18 protein-coding genes are annotated in these 22174 nt (G+C 44.4%); 1 reads left to right on the top strand and 17 read right to left on the bottom strand.

Annotation, left to right across the window (positions count from 1 at the left end; translation table 11 throughout):
* Positions 1-129: 129 nt before the first annotated feature.
* The 13 genes from I2D69_RS07660 to I2D69_RS07600 all read right to left on the bottom strand — a co-directional run bounded on the left by I2D69_RS07660 (position 130) and on the right by I2D69_RS07600 (position 16055).
* A complete protein-coding gene (locus tag I2D69_RS07660) occupies positions 130-801 on the bottom strand; it encodes a DUF3786 domain-containing protein (RefSeq protein ID WP_118578435.1) in 672 nt (223 codons plus the stop codon).
* A gap of 8 nt (positions 802-809) precedes the next feature.
* Positions 810-2753, bottom strand: a complete 1944-nt coding sequence (acsV, locus tag I2D69_RS07655; protein ID WP_173718660.1) for a corrinoid activation/regeneration protein AcsV — start codon at positions 2751-2753, stop codon at positions 810-812.
* A 143-nt stretch (positions 2754-2896) separates the two neighbouring features.
* On the bottom strand, positions 2897-3682 hold the full coding sequence (gene acsE / locus I2D69_RS07650; protein ID WP_118578436.1) for a carbon monoxide dehydrogenase/acetyl-CoA synthase methytransferase subunit: 786 nt from the start codon (positions 3680-3682) through the stop codon (positions 2897-2899).
* A gap of 76 nt (positions 3683-3758) precedes the next feature.
* Complete coding sequence (gene acsC, locus I2D69_RS07645; RefSeq protein WP_118578437.1) at positions 3759-5105, bottom strand: acetyl-CoA decarbonylase/synthase complex subunit gamma; 1347 nt, start codon at positions 5103-5105, stop codon at positions 3759-3761.
* 24 nt (positions 5106-5129) lie between these two features.
* On the bottom strand, positions 5130-6071 hold the full coding sequence (gene acsD, locus I2D69_RS07640) for an acetyl-CoA decarbonylase/synthase complex subunit delta (protein ID WP_118578438.1): 942 nt from the start codon (positions 6069-6071) through the stop codon (positions 5130-5132).
* 49 nt (positions 6072-6120) lie between these two features.
* Complete coding sequence (gene acsB / locus I2D69_RS07635) at positions 6121-8247, bottom strand: acetyl-CoA decarbonylase/synthase complex subunit alpha/beta (RefSeq protein WP_118578439.1); 2127 nt, start codon at positions 8245-8247, stop codon at positions 6121-6123.
* A 256-nt stretch (positions 8248-8503) separates the two neighbouring features.
* Entirely contained in the window at positions 8504-10633 is a 2130-nt protein-coding gene (acsB, locus tag I2D69_RS07630) for an acetyl-CoA decarbonylase/synthase complex subunit alpha/beta (protein ID WP_118578440.1), read from the bottom strand.
* Between the two features lie 18 nt (positions 10634-10651).
* On the bottom strand, positions 10652-11425 hold the full coding sequence (locus tag I2D69_RS07625; protein ID WP_118578441.1) for a carbon monoxide dehydrogenase accessory protein CooC: 774 nt from the start codon (positions 11423-11425) through the stop codon (positions 10652-10654).
* Positions 11426-11449: 24 nt separating this feature from the next.
* The gene (gene cooS / locus I2D69_RS07620; protein WP_148462601.1) at positions 11450-13342 is read right to left on the bottom strand and encodes an anaerobic carbon-monoxide dehydrogenase catalytic subunit; all 1893 of its coding nucleotides are present in this window, start codon (positions 13340-13342) and stop codon (positions 11450-11452) included.
* Positions 13343-13528: 186 nt separating this feature from the next.
* The gene (locus I2D69_RS07615) at positions 13529-14299 is read right to left on the bottom strand and encodes an AAA family ATPase (RefSeq protein WP_118578442.1); all 771 of its coding nucleotides are present in this window, start codon (positions 14297-14299) and stop codon (positions 13529-13531) included.
* A 42-nt stretch (positions 14300-14341) separates the two neighbouring features.
* Entirely contained in the window at positions 14342-15274 is a 933-nt protein-coding gene (locus tag I2D69_RS07610; protein WP_173718658.1) for a methylenetetrahydrofolate reductase, read from the bottom strand.
* 190 nt (positions 15275-15464) lie between these two features.
* Entirely contained in the window at positions 15465-15647 is a 183-nt protein-coding gene (locus I2D69_RS07605) for a CooT family nickel-binding protein (RefSeq protein ID WP_118578444.1), read from the bottom strand.
* Positions 15648-15659: 12 nt separating this feature from the next.
* The gene (locus tag I2D69_RS07600) at positions 15660-16055 is read right to left on the bottom strand and encodes a cobalt transporter (RefSeq protein WP_173718657.1); all 396 of its coding nucleotides are present in this window, start codon (positions 16053-16055) and stop codon (positions 15660-15662) included.
* A 504-nt stretch (positions 16056-16559) separates the two neighbouring features.
* Between I2D69_RS07600 and I2D69_RS07595 the strand changes: the two genes are divergently transcribed.
* A complete protein-coding gene (locus I2D69_RS07595) occupies positions 16560-17384 on the top strand; it encodes an aldo/keto reductase (protein ID WP_118578446.1) in 825 nt (274 codons plus the stop codon).
* A gap of 155 nt (positions 17385-17539) precedes the next feature.
* Here I2D69_RS07595 and I2D69_RS07590 read toward each other — a convergent pair whose 3' ends face one another.
* The 4 genes from I2D69_RS07590 to I2D69_RS07575 are packed head-to-tail and all read right to left on the bottom strand — an operon-like array spanning position 17540 to position 21894.
* Positions 17540-18544 carry an NAD(P)H-dependent glycerol-3-phosphate dehydrogenase gene (locus I2D69_RS07590; protein WP_148462604.1) on the bottom strand — a complete coding sequence of 335 codons (1005 nt, stop codon included), beginning with the start codon at positions 18542-18544 and terminating at the stop codon, positions 17540-17542.
* A 14-nt stretch (positions 18545-18558) separates the two neighbouring features.
* The gene (plsY, locus tag I2D69_RS07585; RefSeq protein WP_118578447.1) at positions 18559-19206 is read right to left on the bottom strand and encodes a glycerol-3-phosphate 1-O-acyltransferase PlsY; all 648 of its coding nucleotides are present in this window, start codon (positions 19204-19206) and stop codon (positions 18559-18561) included.
* A gap of 2 nt (positions 19207-19208) precedes the next feature.
* On the bottom strand, positions 19209-20534 hold the full coding sequence (der, locus tag I2D69_RS07580; RefSeq protein ID WP_118578448.1) for a ribosome biogenesis GTPase Der: 1326 nt from the start codon (positions 20532-20534) through the stop codon (positions 19209-19211).
* Positions 20497-21894, bottom strand: coding sequence for a DUF512 domain-containing protein (locus I2D69_RS07575; RefSeq protein ID WP_173715525.1), 1398 nt, complete (start codon positions 21892-21894; stop codon positions 20497-20499). The genes der and I2D69_RS07575 overlap by 38 nt, the downstream gene beginning before the upstream one ends.
* Positions 21895-22174 lie beyond the last annotated feature (280 nt).

The raw sequence follows: 22174 nt of genomic DNA, 5'->3' as shown, positions 1-22174 counted from the left end.
AAAACGGATCCTGGTGCAGGCTCAAACACCCGCACTCCAGTCCGCTTTAATCAAAAAATATACAGCTCATGCATTTAGAAAACTTTAAATCTCGGTTAACTTTCACGCAGAATCTGTTTTACAATAACCTTACTGCTCTTTCGCTGCTTTCAGAAAAGCCTTCAAAGAGCCAATGATCACATCTCCCATAACCGCCATATCTTCCGCAGCAAAGGATACCGGGAAATTGTCGGAAAACAGGATCTGGGAAGACGGCGGGAACTCATCGTCCCCCTCCCACAGGATCATCTGGATCTGATATCCCGGATAAATGGAAAGCTCATAAGCCACATCTCCGAATTTCACCGGAGTGCATTTCATATGATCCATTACAAGCCGGAAATCATCCAGTCTGTTTCCATAGGTAAATGCAAGCCTTTTGATACAACGTCCGTCAAACTGTCTCAGGTACACTTCTCCCCATGGCATTTCCCGGTAAGTTTTAAACCTGCCAGTCCCCACAGAGGCGGAACCATTTAACAGAAAACGAATGGTAAGAATCTTTGCGTAGATCATATCCTCCAGAGGATAACATTTCTTCTCATCTGCCACATGTTTTACCTGGAAATCCGGATATGTGATCTTATATTCAGAGCCCAGGAAAGTCAGAGTAAATTCCTTAGCCTCTTCATCATATGGAATGGAAAGTCTGGATGCGATCTCCTTCGGGTCAGCTTTTGCATACAGCTCAAGATAATGCTCCCATGGCATTCTCTCCTTGCTGTCTTTATCATAATTTAAGTCATCAATTGTAAATGGCATTTTATTAATTACTTCCTGTTCTGTAAATCATTCATTACATCAGGGAACATTCCCGTATCTGTATGAGGAATAAAGCACGCTCCTACAAATTCGTCCATATAAGTTGGCACTGTAGAAAGCTCCATATATGTCATGTTTGCAGCAAGCTCATAGGTCTTCTTCTCGGCCTCTGTAGAAAGAAGCATCAGATAGGAACCCGTCAGGGAAGAGTTGCCGATATAATGGAATTTCTCCAGAGGAATATCCGGGAACATTCCGATATTTACAGCATTTCTCATATTGATTCCACTTCCGATACCACCGGCAACGTATACGTCATCGATCATGCTCACGTCAAAATCAAGACTGTTTATCATAGTTCTGATGGCTGAGAAAATAGCACCTTTGGCACGGATAAAGTTGTCAATATCAACCTCTGTGATTTCAATATCCTTCACAGAGCCTGCATCCTTTTCAAATGCAATCACATAACTTCCCATTCCGTATTTATCGTGACGGATTCTCTCACCCTCACGGACAAATTTGCCCTTAGGATTGATGATTCCGCACATAAAAAGCTCGCTGATCACATCAATGATTCCGGAACCACAAAGTCCAACCGGCTTGGTTCCCGATTCTCCAACTACTTTATAAGTTGGTTCCATAGTCTCCTTATCAATGGTACAAGCTTCAATAGCTCCATCAGTTGCACGCATACCACAGCTGATATCACCACCCTCGAAAGCCGGACCGGCGGAACATGCACAGCTCATCATAAAATCAGAGTTGCCAAATACCAGCTCACCGTTAGTTCCAAGATCGATAAATAAAGAAAACTCTGGTCTGTTCCAGATCATACTTACTAAAGTTCCGGCAGTGATATCACCGCCTACATAGCTTCCGATATTCGGCGCAATGATAATATGCGCGTCTTTATTAATAGCAATTCCCACATCAGAAGCAAAAAGGGAATTGGTCTTAAAGAATGCAGGAATATACGGTTCCATACGGACCGGATCCGCATTGATTCCGGCAAACAGATGATTCATTGTTGTATTTGCTCCCACAGACATTCTGTAAATATGACTGGCAGGAATGCCTGCACTTTTACACATCTGTGCGATCATTGGATTGATTGTCTCTTTAATTACTGCATCCTGTAGTTTCTTCTTACCACCTGGTTTCTGCTGCTCGATGATACGATTAATAACATCTGCACCAAAACGGATCTGTCCGTTTCCAGAAGAAGCCTTGGCAAGAATCTCTCCAGTCTCCATGTTGAGCAGAACTGCGGAAACAGTTGTGGTACCAATATCCACTGCAAGTCCGCCCACTACCACCTCTTCATCTTTTCCGAAAATATCGTATACAAAAAGATCATTGGGTGCAGTGCGAACCACACATTTTACCTTAAAATGATTTTCCCGGAGTACATCCGGCAATTTTCTTAATACAGCGTAAGGAATCCTTACCTGTTTCAGATTCATATATTTCTTTAATGCTCTTGTAAGGCGCTCATTATCCGGCATGGTGTCATCAAGACTTGGCTCATTCATATCAAGTTCAATTACATCCAGACTGTTTCTGAGCTCAATACCGGTCATTTCTACGTCTCTTTTGGAATTCTCGAAAATGGCAATTTCCTCTTTGGAGCTGAGATCTGCAACCTTCATTCTGCTCTTGTAAGCAGACGCAATATCAGGTACCAGTACGGTCACATCTGCACAGATCTTGCTGGTGCAGGCAAGACGCCATCCCTCCTGATATTCTTCCTCACTGATATGTAAGGTTTTCTTGCTGTCCAGTTCTCCTTTTTTTAACTGTACCCGGCACTTTCCGCAGGAAGCATTTCCGGAGCACGGCGCGTCGATGGCCACATTGGCCTCTCTGGCTAATTCAAGTAAATTGTCCCCCGCATTGGCAAAATGTTCTACCACACTGCCATCTTCAAAAGAAAATGTAACCTTAAACATCCGGCACTCACCTTTCTCATATGGTCATATATCTGCCAAAACAGACATCATTATTATTCTTATCCGTTAGAAAAAGGGACTGAGGCCAAAGCCCCAGCCCCTTTTGTATCTTACGTCCCTATTTAGAAACGAATTACAAATAATTACAGTTCAAGATAGGAATCAGCATACAGGGTGTTGCCCTTGAATACATCGCAGGATTTGATTGTTTCCATAAGACGAAGGTCGTTAGGGTTAACAATTGCGGATGTAAGGCCCTGCATCATAGCCATAGCAACTAATGCGGAATCCATGATTGGACGGATGTTCTTCGGCATACCGTTACTGTTGTTGGACAGACCACCTGTAGAGTTCAGTCCCATATCGGAGAACATTTTAATAGCCTCAAGTACTTCCATCTGTTTGTCCTGCATTCCTTTAACAACCAGGAACAGCGGGTCAAACCACAGATCACTTGCGTCCATACCATGCTCCATACCTCTTTCAAGAAGCATCTGGCAGTACATCATACGCTCGTCGTTGTCTTTTGCAATACCTTCACCGTTGCAAAGAGCGATAACGATTGCATCGTTAGCTGCTGCAAGGTCGATGTTCTCAATTCTTCCAGCTGCATCAGCAGAGTTTACGATTGGTTTTCCTTTGGAACGGTTGTATACGGAAATACCAGCCTCAATTGCTTTTTTGTTGGATGTATCCAGAGACAGCGGAACGTTGTCGAAGTTCTCCTGAAGAAGCTTAACAGCCCATTTCATCAGGTCTTCTCCATCGTTCTCAGCTGGTCCGATGTTTACATCAAGATAAACAGCACCAGCATCAAGCTGCTGTTTTGCTCTCTTTAAGATCGGCTCAGGATCTCTCTCTGTAAATGCTTTGTTTACAGAAGGTGCTGTTGTTGAAAGTCTCTCTCCAATTGTAACAAATTTTGCCATGTCAAATGTTCTCCTTTACATTTATAGTGGTGCCGCCCATAAGCGGCATACCCTTTTAGGGTCTTAAAGGCTTAAATCAGCCTTCAAGATCCTTTAAGAACTTCACAAGCTGTACAGCTTCTCTTGGTCCAACGATGATTTCCCATCCTGGAAGTTTTGCTTCCAGATCACCCTTCAGGACTGCAACCTTACCTGGGATTACCAGACGTCTGCTCTTAACATTTGGCTCTACTTTCTCTTTGAAGAATGTAGAAATACTGTTTCCGGAGAATTTTCCTGCTGCCCAGGATGTCAGTACGGATAAACCGCCGGCATCGTTGATAACAAGATTAAGCGGAACACCGGAACGCTCCAGCTCTCCAGATACAAGGAAATATGTAAGAGCGAAGTCAACAGTTGTAACAACAAGAGAATTCTCATCTCCACCGTTCATCGGGTAGATACCTGGCTCTACACGCATTGGCTTCTGCGGGTCAGTAAATACGTTCTGACGCAGACCATATAACGGAAGTGCCTCTGCATATGTCATACGCTCCATAACAACGATGGAACCGTATTTCATTGTAAACATAGCTGCCAGACCTGCCTGAAGGTGATAGTCACCACCAGCGATCTTTGCAAGGTTTACGATGGATGGATAACCGAATGTTCTGTCCTGATCCTTCAGAGCTGCACGACGTACCTGTACGGCATTGCCGAAGGTCTCTTTGATGTCAGCGCCTGTTACATCAAGTACCAGATTCTTGTTTCCAAGTTTCTCGATTGCTGCTGTAGTATCATATAACTCGTTAAGATCTTTGCCAGATACACCAAGAACAACACCAGCTGCTGTTGCAACTGCGTTCATAGCCTCATAGTTAGAAGCATTTGCTCCGTTTAATACCGGCTTGCTGTCTTTGCAAACCTCAAGGGCTGCTTTTGCGATCTCCGGATCAGAACATCCAAGGATCAGGGTACGTCCAAGAGCTGCTGCTTTCTGTACAAGTGCTACATATTTGTCAGCTGTTGCTTCTGCATCGCAGTTTACGTAAACGATCTCTGCGTACATTCTCTCACCGATACGGTCATAATCAACCTTCGGGATCTCAGCCAGTTTTGCATCTACAGTAGCGTCATCCATGCATGTGCAAAGCTCTACTGCATATCTTGTCTTGTTTACAAAGGTCTTCTCATGTCTGAAAAGAACGGTCTCACCACCAAGGGTAAGCTCCTCATCGCCAGTACCAATCTTGATCGTCTTCATTGGCGGAGCAGTTGCCTCGGAAAGAGATGCTAATGCTTCCTCAGACATATGTGGACACTGCTCAATCTTTAAAGCGCCCTGTGCAACTTTCATGGAGAAAGCCATACATGTCGGGCATCCACATTCCTTACAGTTTTTCTTTGGTGTTAATTTAAAAATCTGAATACCATTCAGTGCCATATCAATTTTTCCCTCCTAAAAATATTACACAAGTGCTTTGATCATCTTAGCGATGGTCTTTACAGACTCTGGATGTCTTAAGATAACTGCGTCAGATCCTGCTGCCAGGTCTGCTGCTGCTGTCATAACTTCCATGTCGATACCACGCTCATCCTCTGAGCCCCATTCTGGCATATCTTCCTCAGTTGCAACTGATTCCTTTACGCCCCATGTCTCAGAAGAAACTGGTGTAATAATAGGCATCTGCAGCATGTTATCATTCTGGGATAATGCTGCACCTTTGATACGGTCCATAGTGGAAACAACATACTCGTAACCATAACCAACGGTAGCTGTTCCTACGTTCATAACGATCTTCTTCGCATCAACACCTAACTGTGTTGTTACTACGTTCAACTGTTTTGCAAGGTTGATATCATCAGCGGACTCAGCGCCTACGATCTGGTTGTAAGCAAGTCCTGCTGCAGCACCGATTGCCTTGTAGTTTTCTTCCTTCTCAGACATCACGATCACGTTTCTGCCCTGAAGTGCCTCTGCAACCTTCGGAAGAAGTTCCGCATCCTTCTCCACATTTTTGCAGCCTTCAACTACTAATGGACAGTCGATTGCATCTGCAACCTCTTTTACGATTGCAATAAGTTCTTCTGTAGATTTGTTTACTCCGTTTGGATCTCCGCCTTCCAGGTTGAGTACAACGAAATCTCCACCTTCCATAGCTGCTGCTTTCTGAGCGATCTCAGCCATGGTGGTGCATCCTTCATAATATGCTTTGATTCCAGGTGCAAAGTCATCAAGTCCCATATCCGTGATCTCTACACCGATTTTCGGGCTGTTCTCGGTTGGTGCGTCAAATGTATAGAAAGGAAATGTAGAATTTCCTCCAATAGTAACCGCTTTATCGCCAGTTCCAACCGTAACAGTGTTGATCTTTGCGTTGAACTTCTGTGGTTTCTGATTAAATGGCATTTCTTAAAGCCTCCTTAAAAATTTGTAAAAATTATACAGAACCATTATACTACATCATCGGATCCATTGACAATGCAGGATGGTTATGTTCTGTTAAAAATGCAACAAGAACTTCCGGATCTGTGGCAACGGTCTCATCACCGATCATATCAGTGAAGTTGTCAATGCCATAGAGTTCTTTTGCAGTCTTATTGAGTCGCTCCGCCACGGTCTCTTTTAATTCCTTTGGCATCCATACGATACGCTCAATTCCGCCCTCTGCCTTCATGAATTTCTTGGATGAAATAAAGTGTTTTCCATGTCCCATAAAGCCTGGTGTCTGAACACCGCCGCCGGTCATGGAAGCCATCTCGGAGAACGTCATTCCAAGAGGTGTCATGCCTGCATACTCACGGTTTGCGATAACCACACCATTAGAAAATGGCTCAATACCGCAAATACACTCGAAGCATCCGCAGGAGGTCATAGGATCCTGCATGATGGAGTACAGAGTAACATGCTCCAGAGCACCCTGGGAATATTTCTTTACTGCTTCATCAACATCCTCGTAAGAGCCCAGATTTACATCGATCGGGCGCTCCTTGGTGATGATCTGACATGGGCCGTTTGGATCCAGTTCATTGGTTGCTTTTGCATCCAGCCATGAAACGGCTCCACAAAGTCCAAGTCTCTCCGGTGTTACTACGCAGACATGTGACGGAGAAAATGCCTGACACAGGATACAGCTGTAATAAACATCTACAGATTCATCAGTCAATGTCTCCAGACGTGCATCACGTTTGTCAAAAGTAGGGATTGCTACTTCATGACGCATTCTGGTACACTCATCCGGATCTGTATAGACAGTTACCTGACACTTATCTACAACAGCCTCGAACTCATTCTTTACCTGAGTGTAAAGAACTTCACCAAAGTGTTTTGCTCTGAAACCTGCTGCAAAAGCATCATTGCTGATACGGATACGGAACATATCCCTCTGTCCTGTGTGATATACACCTTCAATGCAGTTTATATAATTGTGGAATTTACGCTCGATAACCGGTTCAAAATCCGGCTGCATCTTCTTACCAGCTACTTCTACCACGTAGGCAAGGCTGTGCTTGCTTCCAGGTTCGAAGCTATCGACTTCCGGACCTACGACAGTAATCTTGTGATCCTCGACCTCGTTCATTTCCTTAGTCTGCACAAGCTCTACGCAGTCCACACGGGAACCGTCAAATTCCACACGCATATCTTTACGACGAATGATCTCACCTTCAAAGGCAGACGCAAATGCTACCGGAATATCCACCTTTGTGATCTTGATCTTGATTCCTCTTGCTTCAAGGGAAACCTTATTAAAGTCAGCAACGTTCGGACACGCGATCAGGGCTCCTGGTACTTCCACAATGTTCTCATCCTCATTGGAGATTACCGGGAAACCAAGCTTGATCGCACCAGCACCGGCTGCAAGAACTACATCATCAACAGGTTTGAAAGCATTTACAAATGCCGGAACCCTGTCTTTGGTGTATGTAAGAAGGCTTGCTGCATCGCCAGGTGTTACATTGCCGAAGATTAGTGCTGCACGAAGTGCAACAGATACAACGTGGATAACAGATGTTACGTCTTTTCCCAAAGGAACAATTCGTAAATTATAGCCCATCTTAAGACCAAGCTCCTGTGCCTGGTCAATGATACCGCCAACTAATGTTACCAGGATACCCTGTGCCTGATAGCTCTTGATCAGGTCAACACCTTCCTGTGCAGTCGGTGCGCTGCCAAGGATAACGGCTACACCAGGGATATCTCCTGTTACAAGCGGTACACCAAGCTCACGGATAATGGAATCTGCAAGATGGCCATAACAAGGCTCCTGATAGGGTTCTGCCCCATCAAGATACTTCAGTGCTTCAATAAATTCCGCACAGAGGGCTGTTGCTACACCTGACATAAGAGCATCATCCAGAGCATGCTCTCTTGTCATAAGAGATTTTACGACGCCAAGGGCTGCCTGCAGTTCTCCAAGTGTTTTGATCTTCACACCGGTTACTGCATAATAGCATGGAAGACAATATGCTGTGTGTGGAAATCCCACTGCCTTATCTGCACCATGCTGCTGTACAGCATCGTTTACGGCTTTTTCTGTTAGACCGTATACTGCATCATTACCGCTGAAAATTCTGTTAATTAACAATTTTCTGCATCTCCTTTTCTGTTAATCTTCTATCACAAACCATGTAAGGCTCCGCCTCTATCCATTGGTTTGCTGCTAAATAAATTATCAGATACAGATCATTTCATTCCGCAATCAAAATGATCTGCTTGTTCGCCCTCCGCAGCGAAACTATAAATCAGTATTCCTGCCGGAAATAGTGAATCCCGGAGCCTGTCTAAAGGAGACAGACTCCAGGGAAATTATCTCCATTTTGCAGCAGGAGCTGCTGGATAAATTACATCATCGGGTCAAGTCCAAGTGCCGGATGTCCCTTCTCTGTAAGGAATCCTACCAGAGTCTCAGGATCTGTAGCAACAGTCTCATCACCGATCATATCTGTAAAGTTATCGATTCCGTAAAGTTCTTTTGCAGTAGCATTTAATTTCTCTGCGATGAACTCTTTTAATTCTTTCGGCATCCATACGATACGCTCGATACCGCCCTCAGCCTTCATGAATTTCTTGGAAGCGATGAAGTGTTTACCATGTCCCATGAATCCAGGAGTCTGAACACCACCACCTGTCATGGAAGCCATCTCAGAGAAGGTCATTCCGAGAGGTGTCATACCTGCATACTCACGGTTAGCAATAACTACACCGTTGGAGAATGGCTCGATACCGCAGATACACTCGAAGCATCCGCAGGAAGTCATAGGATCCTGCATGATGGAGTACAGGGTAACGTGCTCCAGAGCACCCTGGGAGAACTTCTGAACCGCTTCATCAACGTCTTCATAAGAACCAAGCTCTTCATTGATCGGACGCTCTTTGGTGATCACCTGGCAAGGTCCGTTCGGATCAAGCTCGTTGGTAGCTTTTGCATCCAGCCATGAAACGGCACCGCAAAGTCCAAGTCTCTCTGGTGTAACAACACAAACGTGAGACGGGGAGAATGCCTGGCAGAGGATACAGCTGTAATATACATCAACAGACTCGTCAGTGAGGTTTGCAAGACGATCATCACGTTTCTCGAATGTCGGAATTGCAACTTCATGACGGATTCTGGTACACTCAGCAGGATCTGTGTAGATCACAACCTCACACTTGTCAACAACTGCGTCAAATTCGTTCTTAACCTGAGTATAAAGAACTTCACCGATATGTTTGATACGGAATCCTGCATCAAATGCTGCATGGCTGATACGGATACGCTGCATATCTCTCTGACCGGTGTGATATACACCCTCAATACAGTTGATGTAGTTGTGGAATTTACGCTCGATAACAGGCTCAAAGTCAGGCTGCATGTTCTTACCGGCAACCTTAACAACGTATGCAATGCTGTTCTTGCTTCCGTCTTCCATCTCGTCAACTTCCGGTCCTACAACTGTGATCTTGTGATCCTCGATCTCAGAAGCGTCACAGGTATGTACAAGCTCAGCACAGTCAACACGGGAACCATCGAACTCAACACGCATGTCTTTACGACGGATGATCTCGCCCTCGAATGCAGATGCGAATGCAACCGGGATATCGATGTTTGTGATCTTGATCTTGATGTCACGAGCCTCAAGGGAAGTAGCGTTGAATTTGCTTACGTCCTCCTGAACGATAAGGCTCTTCGGTACACGGAAGATGTTCTCTGTCTCGTTTGTGATTACCGGGAAGCCAAGTGCGATAGCGCCAGCTCCGCAAGCAACTACAACGTCATCCAGAGGTCCGAATGCGTTAACGAATGCCGGAACACGGTCCATTGTATATTTCATAAGTGTACCTGCATCTCCAGGTGTTACGTTACCGAAGATCAGAGCTGCACGAAGTGCAACAGATACAACGTGGATAACTGCTGTAACGTCTTTTCCAAGAGGAATAACACGTACGTTTGCTCCAGTGTTCATGCCAGCTTCCTTCACCTGGTCAATGATTCCGCCAACCAGTGTTACAAGAATACCCTGTGCCTGATAGCTCTTTACAAGTGCAACACCCTCTTCTACAGATGGAGCTGTTCCAAGGATAACGGCTACACCAGGGATATCGCCTGTTACAAGCGGTACACCAAGCTCACGGATCACAGCATCTGCAAGGTGGCCATAGCATGGCTCCTCATATGGTGTTGCTCCGTCGATATATTTCAGAACTTCGATGAACTCTGCGCAAAGTGCGGTAGCAATACCGGACATGAATGCGTCGTTCAGTCTTTTCTCTCTTGTCATAAGAGTTTTTACAACGCCAAGAGCCTCTTTTAACTCTTTTAAGGTTGTAACCTTGGTTCCTGTTACTGAATAGTAGCAAGGAAGGCTGTAAGCGGTATCAGGGAAGCTTACTGCTTTGTCTTCGCCATGCTGTGCGATGGCTGCATCAATAGCGCCCTCTGTTAATCCATAAACAGCGTCGTTTCCGCTGAATACTCTATCAAATAAAGTCACTGTAGTACCTCCTATTATTTACAGACTTGATTCGTTGTCTATCTTTTCTTTAATCTTTCTGATCTCAGATGTTACTGTCTCACTGAAATCATAGGGTGATTTACCCTGGCGGTCTGCGTCCATAACTTCTACATTGTAATGGATCATTCCAAGAAGATCTTCTGCCGGAATCTTGTTGCGGATAAATTCTTCATCCTCTTCGTTCCGTACTTTGTTGGCCACTACCTTAACCTGAGTAATGCCAAGATCCTTTGCAAGACGTTTTACGTTTTTGTAGGTCTGTACACTTCTTGCACCTGGTTCGATCACCACAATAAATTCGTCCATGCTCTCCGTGGTTCCCCGGCCCAGATGCTCCAGACCGGCTTCCATATCCATAATTACCACATCATCCCTGTGCACTACAAGGTTGCTGATGATTCTTTTTAACATGACATGTTCAGGACAGACACATCCGCCTCCGCCTGTTTCCACGGTTCCAAGGACAAGCAGCTTTACACCATTACAAACCTTTCCGTAGGTGTCCGGAATGTCGTCTACCTTCGGATTCAGTGTATAAAACTGATTCTGGCTGTTGGCTCCGGTACGCTCCTCTACCAGCTTACGCATCTTGGAAATGGGAACGATGGAATCTAAAGTCTCCTCATCAAATCCAAGAGCCAGTCCCAGGTTTGCGTCCGGGTCAACATCAGCTGCAAGGACCTTTTTCCCTTCATCTGCATATAGTCTGGCAAGTGTTGCCGCAAAAGTTGTCTTTCCTACTCCGCCTTTACCGGTTACTGCTATTTTCATAAGTTAATCGCGCCTTTCCTTCGATCAGATTCCGAGAGCGTCACGTTTTTCTTCGATTCTCGCAATCATAAGATCGCCTAATTTATCAATATCTTTCTCAACTGTATATGCTGCCTCTACCCAGTCACGTACCCCTTCTGTAAGGAGGCTTGCAACCTCTGTAGAACCGGAAACATATGGGTCTACACCAAGATATGTATCAAGACCAGTTGCTACTACATAGTTTCCAATGGAAACTGCCTTCTCAGACATCCACTCAGGAGCACATCCTACTACTGGAAGCTGGGAAATGTTCAGTCCGGAATCCTTGGCAAGCTCAGAAGCAAGGATCAGCATACGGCTGATATCAACACAGGATCCCATATGTAATACTGGCGGGATATCTGCAAGCTCGCAAACACGTTTCAGACCAGCACCGCAAAGGTCTTTTGCAGCTTTGTCCATAAGTCCTGCACGAGCAGCTGCCTGAGCGGAACATCCGGAAGCGATGATCACGATATCGTTTGCGATCAGTTTCTTCATAAGTTCGATGTGAGCTGTGTCAGGTCTGACCTTCGGGTTGTTACATCCAACCATAGCAACAGCACCACGGATAACACCAGATGTAATACACTCAAGAAGAGGTTTGGTGGTACCAGTCTCGTCTACCTGAGAGTTTGTTACGCCGTCAAGTGTCTTAACGATTGCTTCTACAGAGTAACCAACAGTAGCTTTATGTTTCAGATCCGGGATATGTACAAGCTCTGGTTTTCTGTTCTTGAAGTTCTCACATGCAAGTTTTACGATCTGTTTTGCTTTCTCTCCTGCTGTACCTGCATCAAATTCAATGAAATCGGAATCTGGCATCTGGCAGATTGGAGAAGTTGTGATGAATTTTGTATGGAAGCATTTGGAAAGAGGTCCAAGTGCCGGGAAAATACACTGAACGTCAACTACGATTGCCTCACAGGCACCTGTCAGTACAACGTTCTCCTGCTGTAAGAAGTTACCTGCCATCGGAATACCGCGACGCATTGCAACCTCATTAGATGTACAACATACACCGGAAACAGTGATTCCCTTAGCACCCATGGATTTCGCATAGTCGATCATCTCTTTGCTGTCTGCATACTCACAGATCATCTCAGAAAGACTCGGGTCATGTCCATGAACAACGATGTTTACATTTTCTGCATTCATAACACCAAGGTTAGCCTCGGTATCGATTGGCTTTGGAGTTCCGAAAAGGACATCAGAGAACTCAGTTCCGCACATGGAACCGCCCCATCCATCGGAAAGACCGTTACGAAGCGCCTGACGGATCAGAGCCTCCGGTTTACTTGTGTTACCCATATGAGTCATATGAAGTGCACAGGAAACCTCACGGTCAATTGCTCTTGGCTCAATTCCAGCTGCATGCCACAGATCCTGTGTATGCTGAGGTGCTCTCTTAAGCCATCTGGAATATCCTCTGATCTTTCCGTATTCTTCCTGAGCAAGATCAGACATTTCATGAGCCAGATCATAGATGTCTTTACCCTCTGTCTCAACGCCCCACTCTTTTGCAATACGGATCAGCTTCTCAGGATCTTTCACCTGATAGTCGCCGCCCTCTTTTGCATGTCCAAGTGTGATACAGATCTCACGTCCGTGATCAGAGTGTGTAGCTGCGCCACCTGCTGTGAAACGAAGGAAGTTTCTTCCTACGATACCATGTACATCGCATCCGCAGATACCTCTCGGTGCCTTAGGTGTAATACGGCACGGACCCATTGAACAGATTCGGCAACATACGCCCTGCTCACCGAATTTACAGTGTGGAGTCTGATTCTTAACACGCATCTGCCAGGAATCAGCGCCTACCTTTGCACCAGTCTCAAGAAGACGGGCTGTGGCAGCTTCGAATTCTTCCACTGTAGTTAATTTGAATTCACTCATTATTGACCTCCTCTAAGTATGTGTTACTTTTGATAAATTTATTTATATTCCGTTTTCCGGAACCCATCCCCTCCCATGGGATAAATACCTGACAAAAATTCCGCAGCAGCGTTCTTGCCTGCTGCGAATTATAATGCCATTTCTATCCTCTTATCACATAAATATGTGGGGTAAGGGGGACTTCCCTTATAAAACAAGCTTATCTACGATCTCACGAAGAGCCATCTTTACCGGATTATCTTCCGGAAGCCCTGCAGTCGGTTTACCCTCGCAGTCATACTCGTAAACAGTCTCATCCTGCGGCACTACGCCAAGAAGATGAAGACCCTGCTTCTCAATCTCTTCTTTGATTCCGTCATTCAGCTTTCCGCCAGGAGCACGGTTAATGATAAGGCCTACTGTATCCGGGTGCATATCACATTCTTTAATAAGCTCTGCAATACGACCTACAGCCTGTACACCTCTTCTGGAACAGTCACTGACCAGAATCGCTGTCTGCATGGACGGAAGTACTCCCCTGCTGATGTGCTCCATACCAGCTTCGTTATCAACTACGATATAAGGATAATTATTCTGGTATTTGGCAAGCTGGGTCTGAAGAAGTCCATTTACAAAACAGTAGCAGCCTTTTCCCTGGGTTCTGCCCATAACCAGAAGATCAAAATCATCATCTTCTACCAGAGCATCCTCAAAACGTCTTTCAGCGTAATCCGCCTTGGACATTCCCGCCGGGATCGGATTCTCGCTTGCAAGCTCTGCGCGGGCAATTTCTTCCCTTACATCACCAAGTGTAGTCTCCACTTCTACTCCAAGAACTTCGTTCAGATTTGAGTTTGCGTCAGCATCTACTGCAAGGATCGGTCCTTTGCCTTTCTCGCAGAGATACTGGATCAGCATTCCGCATAATGTGGTTTTACCAACGCCGCCTTTACCTGCGACAGCAATTACATGTGCCATAATACTATCAATTGCCTCCTGAAAAATTTAAGTCAAAATCGATTAGATTAAAGTACAAAGTCCGGATCTGTCAATGATCTCGGATACATCTTTCCATTTATTCAAAGCATACAGATGGATGCCATCTACGCCGAGAGCGCGGTACTCGTCGATCTGTCTGATCGTGTACTCGATTCCCTCTTCTTTGAATCTCTTGATCTTATCATCATAGAACATATCAAACGGCTTGCCATCAGCATCTTTTGCTGCAAATGGATTCGGGAACAGCCAGTTTCTGGAGATGAGTCTGCAAAGCTCACGGTCCATTACACAACCGTTACGGGAAAGTGCCATATTAATTGTAGCGGACATGTCAAGAATTGGCATAACTCCTACGTCTACAGGCATTGTAACACCAGCCTCACGGATTGAATCCAGCCAGTATTTAAACTGCTCCATATCCCAGCAAAGCTGAGTCATGATATAATCGGCACCATTGTCCTGTTTCTGTCTCAGAACTGCAATATCAGCATCAAGGCTGCGGCATGCAATGTGTCCCTCCGGAGATCCTGCAACTGCGATTTCGAATTTGTCACCAAATTCGTCACGGACAAATTTAACAAGATCTGTAGCGTAGTTGAAATCACCGCAGGTTGTTGTTTCACCAAGCGGAATATCTCCACGAAGTGCAAGCATATGATCTACTCCCTCTGCAAGGTACTGATCCAGCTGCTCTTTGATTCCCTCTTTCGTGTTCTTGATTACTGTAAAATGGGTAACCGGTGTTGTTCCGGCCTTCCTGATCATCTGGCATACTTCTCTGTTAGCACCAACGTTTCCGCCGCCTGCACCGTATGTACAGGAAATGTACGCAGGTTTGTATTTCATCAGATGATCGATTGTCCCAGGAAGGTTATCCATTCCCTTTTCTGTCTTCGGCGGAAATAGCTCGAAAGACAGAAGCATTCTTTCTCTCATTGCCTCTGACAATTTCATAATTACATACCTCCACGTATTAAGTAATTTTTATTCTAAAGGCATAACACCTCAAGATCTGATAAGCGTCACGGGTTGCTTAAACAATCCGCTTTTATCTTTCTTCATCAAAAGAAAACGTTACTGTGCATTTTGTTCACAAACGCACCTTGTAAAACATTTCCACTGAACAGTAATCAGGAAATCCATGTCAGTCACATTTTACTTTAACGATACTGTTCGCAAGGTCTACCATAAGGATGGTTCCCTCTACTACTCTTTCATCACCCATAATATCACGGAGAACAAGTTTGTTTCCATCTACATTAATACGGCTGACGTTCTTGAAGATTACAGAATCGTCATTTTCTTTATATACAGTTGCCAAACACATAATAATGCCTCCTTATTTCATTTCCTCTTTTACAAGGGTCAGGGCAAGGCCAAGGCGCATGTTGCCTTTCTGGAAATCGGATACGCTTTCCTTAATGGTCTTCGCGGCGGCATCCATACCCATCTTGGCAAGATTATCCGCCATCTGATCAAGTTCCGCTGCATGGTGCTCATTGTGCTGCAGCATATAGGTAAGAAGAGCTACTGTCTCATTCTTGCAGTCCCCTCCCTGACAGCCGCCGCAGTCTGTACTGCAGTTCTGTCCCTCATTATGTGTATGGTCATGACTTTCTGATCCGTCATGGGTATGCGCATGTGTATGGCTCACTCCGTCTGCATGGGTATGCTGGTGAGTATGCTCATGACCATGCTGAATCAGATTGCCGTTTTCATCTTTGATCAAATGCATAGTAAATACTCCTTTCCGCCTTGAATGCGGCAGACAAATCATAACATCGCTTCTCTTCCAGGCACGAAAAAAACTCACGCCGGCAACGTGAGAAAACATGTAAGAATGGATATAAAGATATTCTATTCCCTATTAATATAATGAGATTCCGCATACCTCTTACCTTCATGCATAACACATTTTCTTTCTTCTACCTAAAAAATCGCAGAGTTATGACATAAATTTATCAAATTTTTCTTTTATTATACAACCTTTCTCATTATTACGCAAGGAGATAATTATAAAATTTTACCAAATTTCAACGCTTTACCACACAAATATATGTTTTAATTTCTGTACAATTTTACCAGTTATTTCTAAAGTTTGTCTAAAGATTAACGAATGCGTATTTAAGCAAAAAACAGGTGAATGTTTTGTAATTATATGCTATAATGAATGAAATTTATTGGTTGCTGATTACTTCATGAGCAGCAGCATTTATTGTTTAATGAGGAGGAATTAGCTTTGAGAGAAACCGTATTCCTGAATACCGACAGAGAAATGCCCCTTTTAGGGCTTGGTGTATATAAAACAGCAGATAACGAAGCAGAGACAGCCATTACAGCTGCAGTGAACGCGGGCTACCGTCTTATTGACACTGCTTCCGCTTACAAAAACGAAGAAAGTGTAGGCAAGGCAATTGCCAAATGTGGTGTCCCACGCAAAGAACTTTTTATCACCAGCAAGATCTGGAACAATGCGCAACGACTTGGAGATGTAGATGGTGCTTTTTACAGAAGCATGGAGCGGTTGAAGCTGGATTATCTGGATCTTTATCTGATTCACTGGCCGGTGCCTGGCTGCTATACCGGAACCTGGCTGGAGATGGCCAAACTTCTTGAAACCGGCCGTGTACTTTCCATCGGCGTCAGCAATTTCCAGATTCATCATCTGGAAGAGCTTAAGAAAATTTCCGGTATTGTACCTGCTGTCAACCAGATCGAATGTCATCCGCTTTGCTATCCGAAAGAACTGATTGAATATTGCCAGTCGGAAGGAATTCAGGTTCAGGCTTATGCACCGCTTGCCAGAGGTGCTTACCTTGACAATGATGTAATGTGTGTTCTCGGAACCAAGTATGCACATACTCCTGCTCAGGTCGGTCTTCGCTGGGCAATCCAGAAGGGTATTTCTGTAATTCCGAAATCCGTCAATCCAGACCGCATTGCTTCCAACGCCAATATTTTTGATTTCAACATTGAGGATGAAGATATGGCGATCATGGATACTTTAAATGAAGATCTCCATACATCCCATGTGCCGGATGATCTGAAGGATGTTATTTTTTAATCTTTTCACTCTTTGTAAATTATTAACTGCCAGAACATTGAGCATACTCTTTCGTTTTTTTGCTCACTGCTCTGGCAGTTTTTTGCGGTTCTATTCTTTCAGTTATATTTTCTGTATTTTATATTTTGCAACAGCTTATTTGCTGAATATAGCATTCACAGTTCCCAGGAAATTTCTCCCTGTTTCTCTCTCTGCATCAGGTCTTTCACAGCTTCAGATGCAGGCTTGTTTTCAAACAGAAGCTTATTTACTTCCATAATGATCGGCATTTCCACATTATATTTCTCAGCCAGCGCTTTGGCTGCCTTTGCGGAATAAACGCCCTCCACAACCATCTGCACTTCATCCATAGCCTGCTTCATGGTGTAACCCTGTCCCATCAGATAGCCGGCGCGTCTGTTTCGGCTGTGCACACTGGCACAGGTAACAATCAGATCACCAATTCCGGAAAGGCCGGCAAAAGTCTCCAATTTAGCGCCCATCTTGACACCAAGCCGCGCCATCTCTGCTATTCCTCTTGTGATCAAAGCAGCCTTTGTATTATCTCCATACCCTAAGCCATCAGCAGTCCCTGCTGCCAGGGCGATTACATTCTTAAGGGCACCGCCAAGCTCTACCCCCAGCATATCCGGTGTAGTATACACCCGGAAAACAGGGCTCATAAAAAGGCCCTGGAGATATTCAGCGGTCTCTTTTTTGCGGGCACTGACTACACACGTAGTAGGGAGTCCGCGGCTTACTTCTTCCGCATGGCTTGGTCCTGAAAGCACACAAACATCTGCCTGAGGAATCTCTTCTTTAATAATATCACACACAGGCATAAGCGTATTTTCTTCTACACCTTTCGCCACATTTACAATAATCTGTCCCCGTCGAATCAATGGGGAAAGTCGTTTGCTGATAGCACGCATATAAGCAGATGGTGAGGCAAATACAACTATATCTGGTGAATCCAAAGCTGTCTTTTCATCACCGGTTATCACAATTCCATCCGGAATTTTAATTCCGGGAAGCTTTTTCGGATCCTCCCGGGTCTGATTCAGACTGGCTGCCTTTTCCGGATGTGCAGACCACAACATAACCTGATGACCATTGTTGTGAAGCAGTATTGCAAGTGCTGTTCCCCAGCTTCCGGTTCCCATTACGCTGATTTTTGCCATTTTATCACCTCATCTTATTTGGCTGCAGTTTTCGCTGCACCAAGCTTATTCTCAGTTCCATTTAAAAGGCGGTAAATATTCGCCCTGTGTCTGTAAATTGCAAGTGCTGTCATAAGTCCCATGATCACATCCATCTCAAATGTATGAGGGAAATCCATGCCATAACTTCCCGCAGCGCCAAACCCAATGAAACAAATCAGCGCACCTACATATGCTGCCATTGACCCCAATGACACATAGCGGGTAATAGCTACCAGCCCAATAAAGATCACCGCGCAGATCAGAAATACTCTCCAGTCCATTGCCAGCAGCATTCCCGCAGAAGCTGCAATTCCCTTGCCGCCCCTGAATCCAAGATAAAACGGAAAATTATGTCCAAGCACGCAGCCTGCTGCCGTGTACATGCCAAGCAATGGAAGAATTTCCTGATACCGATTCTTAAATACTGCATCCACGATCAGAATGGCAATCACACATTTAAGCATATCGCCAATAAGAGTCATTGCCCCCGCTTTTTTTCCAAGAGTACGAAGGGCATTGGTAGTTCCTGCATTGCCGCTTCCATATTGACGGATATCCATGTGATGGATTTTTCCGATAATGTATGACGTCTGAAACATTCCAAACAAATATCCAATAGCCAGACAAATAATACGTTCCATCTTTATTCCTTCTCTCCGCGCTCTCTTACAATAAATTTCAGCGGTGTACCGCCAAAGTCAAAGGCATCCCGGATTTTATTTTCCAGATATCTGGTGTAGGAAAAATGCATAAGTTCTTTGTCATTGACAAAGATTACGAATGTAGGCGGTTTTACCGCAACCTGTGTCATGTAGAAAATTTTCAGACGGCGGCCCCTGTCAGACGGCGGCTGCTGCATGGCAACTGCTTCTGCAAGGATCTCATTAAGCACACCAGTCTGGATACGCATAGTTTGATTCTCAATTACCGCATCCAGTGTCTCAAACATTCTGGAAATCCGAAGTCCTGTTCGGGCAGAAATAAACACGATTTCTGCATAAGGCATAAAGGAAAGGACCTCCCGAATACGGTTAGTATGTTTGTAAATGGTCTTGTCATTTTTCTCAATAGCATCCCATTTATTCACTGCAATGATCACGCCCTTGCCTTTCTCATGGGCAATTCCGGCAATTTTTGCATCCTGCTCTGTAACGCCTTCTGATGCATCGATCATTACAACTACAACATCTGCACGTTCTACAGCTGTTACAGTACGGATCACACTGAAGCGCTCAATTTCTTCTTTTACTTTTGCTTTACGGCGGAGTCCGGCTGTATCGATAAAAATATAATCTTTTTCGTTCCAGGTAACCTTCGTATCAACTGCATCACGAGTGGTTCCAGCAATATCTGAAACGATTACACGGTCTTCCCCCAGCAGCTTATTGATCAGAGAGGACTTACCAACATTAGGTTTACCTACAATAGCAATCTTCGGAATATCAGAATCCTCATCCTCTCCCGTATCCTCCGGGAAATGTTTTACGACCTCATCAAGCATATCTCCAAGTCCCTGACGGTTAGCTGCAGAAATGGCAAATGGCTCGCCGATTCCCAGATTATAAAATTCATAAACATCCATCATATATTTCTGAATGCTGTCCACCTTATTCACTGCAAGTACCACTGGTTTGCCGCTGCGGCGAAGCATATCTGCAACTTTCGCATCAGAATCCACAAGTCCCTGATGTACATCTGTAATAAAGATAATGACATCCGCAGTATCAATAGCGATCTGAGCCTGCTCCCTCATCTGAGAAAGAATCACATCGCCGCTATCCGGTTCAATACCACCTGTGTCAATAATAGTAAAATCATTATCCAGCCATGATACATCTGCATAAATTCTGTCTCTGGTTACACCTGGCGTATCTTTAACAATGGAAATCTTATCCCCTGCCAGTACATTAAACAATGTGGATTTTCCTACATTAGGCCTGCCCACAATTGCTACTACCGGTTTGCTCATACATTTGTCTCCTTTTCTGTTTCTTATGTTCAATCGGATCAAGGACTGCAGACACAAGGTCTGAACCACCTTCATCCACAATTACAATTTCTACATTCAGTTTCCTGGAAAGCTCTTCCACAGAAATATCATCCAGAAAAACATCTTCTTCATTTTTCAGCATGTTGCAGGGAAGCAAAAGCTTCTCTCCAAGGTCTCTGCCGCTTAATTGTCTGATCAGATCCTGTCCCGTGATCAAACCAGACACCGTAATCGTTTCTCCGAAAAATTCGTTTCTTATGGAGATCACATCCACTTCTACATTTGGAAATTTCTCATGGATCATCTCCATATATTTCTTAATAAATGGTGCCGCCAAAGCACCTGTAGCACTGACAGCCTTTATCCTTCGGTCATCTCCTGTCCTGCCTGCAACAGCTTCTTTCACTTCTTCGCCAAGGAGCCGAAGCATTCCCACACCGTTTTCCAGCTGAAGATAGCCATCATAGGACTCTTCCAGGGGCAGATCCTTCCCTGCCAGAATGTACCATTCATCTGAAGCATGGATAAAATGAATGCCATACTGGTCCATCATTTTCTTCTGCCAGGAATGAATAATATCCAGAACTTCTAATGCATCTTCCTTCTGAAACTGTTCCATCGGATACAGCCCCTCACGAAACTTAGTCAGACCAACCGGAACTACTGAAACGCTCTGAAGTACTGGTGCATAGGCAGACATCTTGCGAATACTGTCATCCAGTTCCTTACCGTCATTAACTCCTTTGCACAAAACAATCTGCCCATTCATAGTGATTCCTGCATCATACAGTTTCTGAAGCTTCTTCAATGCATCCCCGGCGAAGCGGTTATGGAGCATTTTACATCTCAGTTCCGGATTCATGGTCTGGATGGAAATATTAATGGGCTCCAGATGGTACCGGATGATCCGGTCTATATCATGATCACTCATATTGGTCAGGGTCACATAATTTCCCTGTATGAAGGACAATCTGGAATCATCATCTTTAAAATAAAGAGTATCTCTCATTCCAGGCGGCATCTGGTCAATAAAACAGAAAATGCAGTGATTGGAACAGGAACGATAATCATCCATCAGATCCTTCTCAAAGGTAATCCCAAGGTCTTCTTCATATTCCTTCTCCACCTCCAGCTCCCAGATCTCTCCGTTTGCCTTTTCCACTTCCAGAACAACGAATTCTTCATTCATCAGATATCGGTAGTCAAATATATCTTCCACAGGCTGACCGTTTACAGTGAGCAGTATATCTCCCGGCACAAGCTCCAGTTCCTGTGCGATACTTCCATCCTGCACAATTGCAATCACGTGTTTATTTTGTTTCTTCACATTTATCTCCATTATAAGTCAAATGCGATCTGTCGCGTCAGCTCTGTTCCAGAATCTGTTTGAAAAATCATTTTTCAAATACATTTTAAGATTCAGAGACCCGAATACAACATCACAGATCGTCCATCTCTGGCTCAGCATAATAAAGCCATTATTTTTAATATAACAAGTTTTCCCGAAAAACACAACAAAAAATTTCATTTCATTCTCACGTCTATGAACCATTTATGATAATGTCCTAATATACCATAAAGGAAAATGTCCCAATGTAGTATAATGCTTCCATCAACAG

The sequence above is a fragment of the Ruminococcus sp. D54t1_190329_F1 genome, from assembly GCF_015551645.1.
GTDB classification, from domain to species: Bacteria; Bacillota; Clostridia; order Lachnospirales; family Lachnospiraceae; genus Blautia_A; species Blautia_A faecis.
The sequence above is the reverse complement of the archived record's forward strand: the minus strand, read 5'-3'. Positions and strand labels throughout refer to the sequence as shown.

Bases quoted from the DNA above. Each gene is read 5' to 3' on its own strand.
- I2D69_RS07660 (WP_118578435.1), bottom strand. From the start codon at position 801: ATGCCATTTACAATTGATGACTTAAATTATGATAAAGACAGCAAGGAG.
- acsV (WP_173718660.1), bottom strand. From the start codon at position 2,753: ATGTTTAAGGTTACATTTTCTTTTGAAGATGGCAGTGTGGTAGAACAT.
- acsE (WP_118578436.1), bottom strand. From the start codon at position 3,682: ATGGCAAAATTTGTTACAATTGGAGAGAGACTTTCAACAACAGCACCT.
- acsC (WP_118578437.1), bottom strand. From the start codon at position 5,105: ATGGCACTGAATGGTATTCAGATTTTTAAATTAACACCAAAGAAAAAC.
- acsD (WP_118578438.1), bottom strand. From the start codon at position 6,071: ATGCCATTTAATCAGAAACCACAGAAGTTCAACGCAAAGATCAACACT.
- I2D69_RS07625 (WP_118578441.1), bottom strand. From the start codon at position 11,425: ATGAAAATAGCAGTAACCGGTAAAGGCGGAGTAGGAAAGACAACTTTT.
- cooS (WP_148462601.1), bottom strand. From the start codon at position 13,342: ATGAGTGAATTCAAATTAACTACAGTGGAAGAATTCGAAGCTGCCACA.
- I2D69_RS07615 (WP_118578442.1), bottom strand. From the start codon at position 14,299: ATGGCACATGTAATTGCTGTCGCAGGTAAAGGCGGCGTTGGTAAAACC.
- I2D69_RS07610 (WP_173718658.1), bottom strand. From the start codon at position 15,274: ATGAAATTGTCAGAGGCAATGAGAGAAAGAATGCTTCTGTCTTTCGAG.
- I2D69_RS07605 (WP_118578444.1), bottom strand. From the start codon at position 15,647: ATGTGTTTGGCAACTGTATATAAAGAAAATGACGATTCTGTAATCTTC.
- I2D69_RS07600 (WP_173718657.1), bottom strand. From the start codon at position 16,055: ATGCATTTGATCAAAGATGAAAACGGCAATCTGATTCAGCATGGTCAT.
- I2D69_RS07590 (WP_148462604.1), bottom strand. From the start codon at position 18,544: ATGGCAAAAATCAGCGTAATGGGAACCGGAAGCTGGGGAACAGCACTT.
- plsY (WP_118578447.1), bottom strand. From the start codon at position 19,206: ATGGAACGTATTATTTGTCTGGCTATTGGATATTTGTTTGGAATGTTT.
- der (WP_118578448.1), bottom strand. From the start codon at position 20,534: ATGAGCAAACCGGTAGTAGCAATTGTGGGCAGGCCTAATGTAGGAAAA.
- I2D69_RS07575 (WP_173715525.1), bottom strand. From the start codon at position 21,894: ATGGAGATAAATGTGAAGAAACAAAATAAACACGTGATTGCAATTGTG.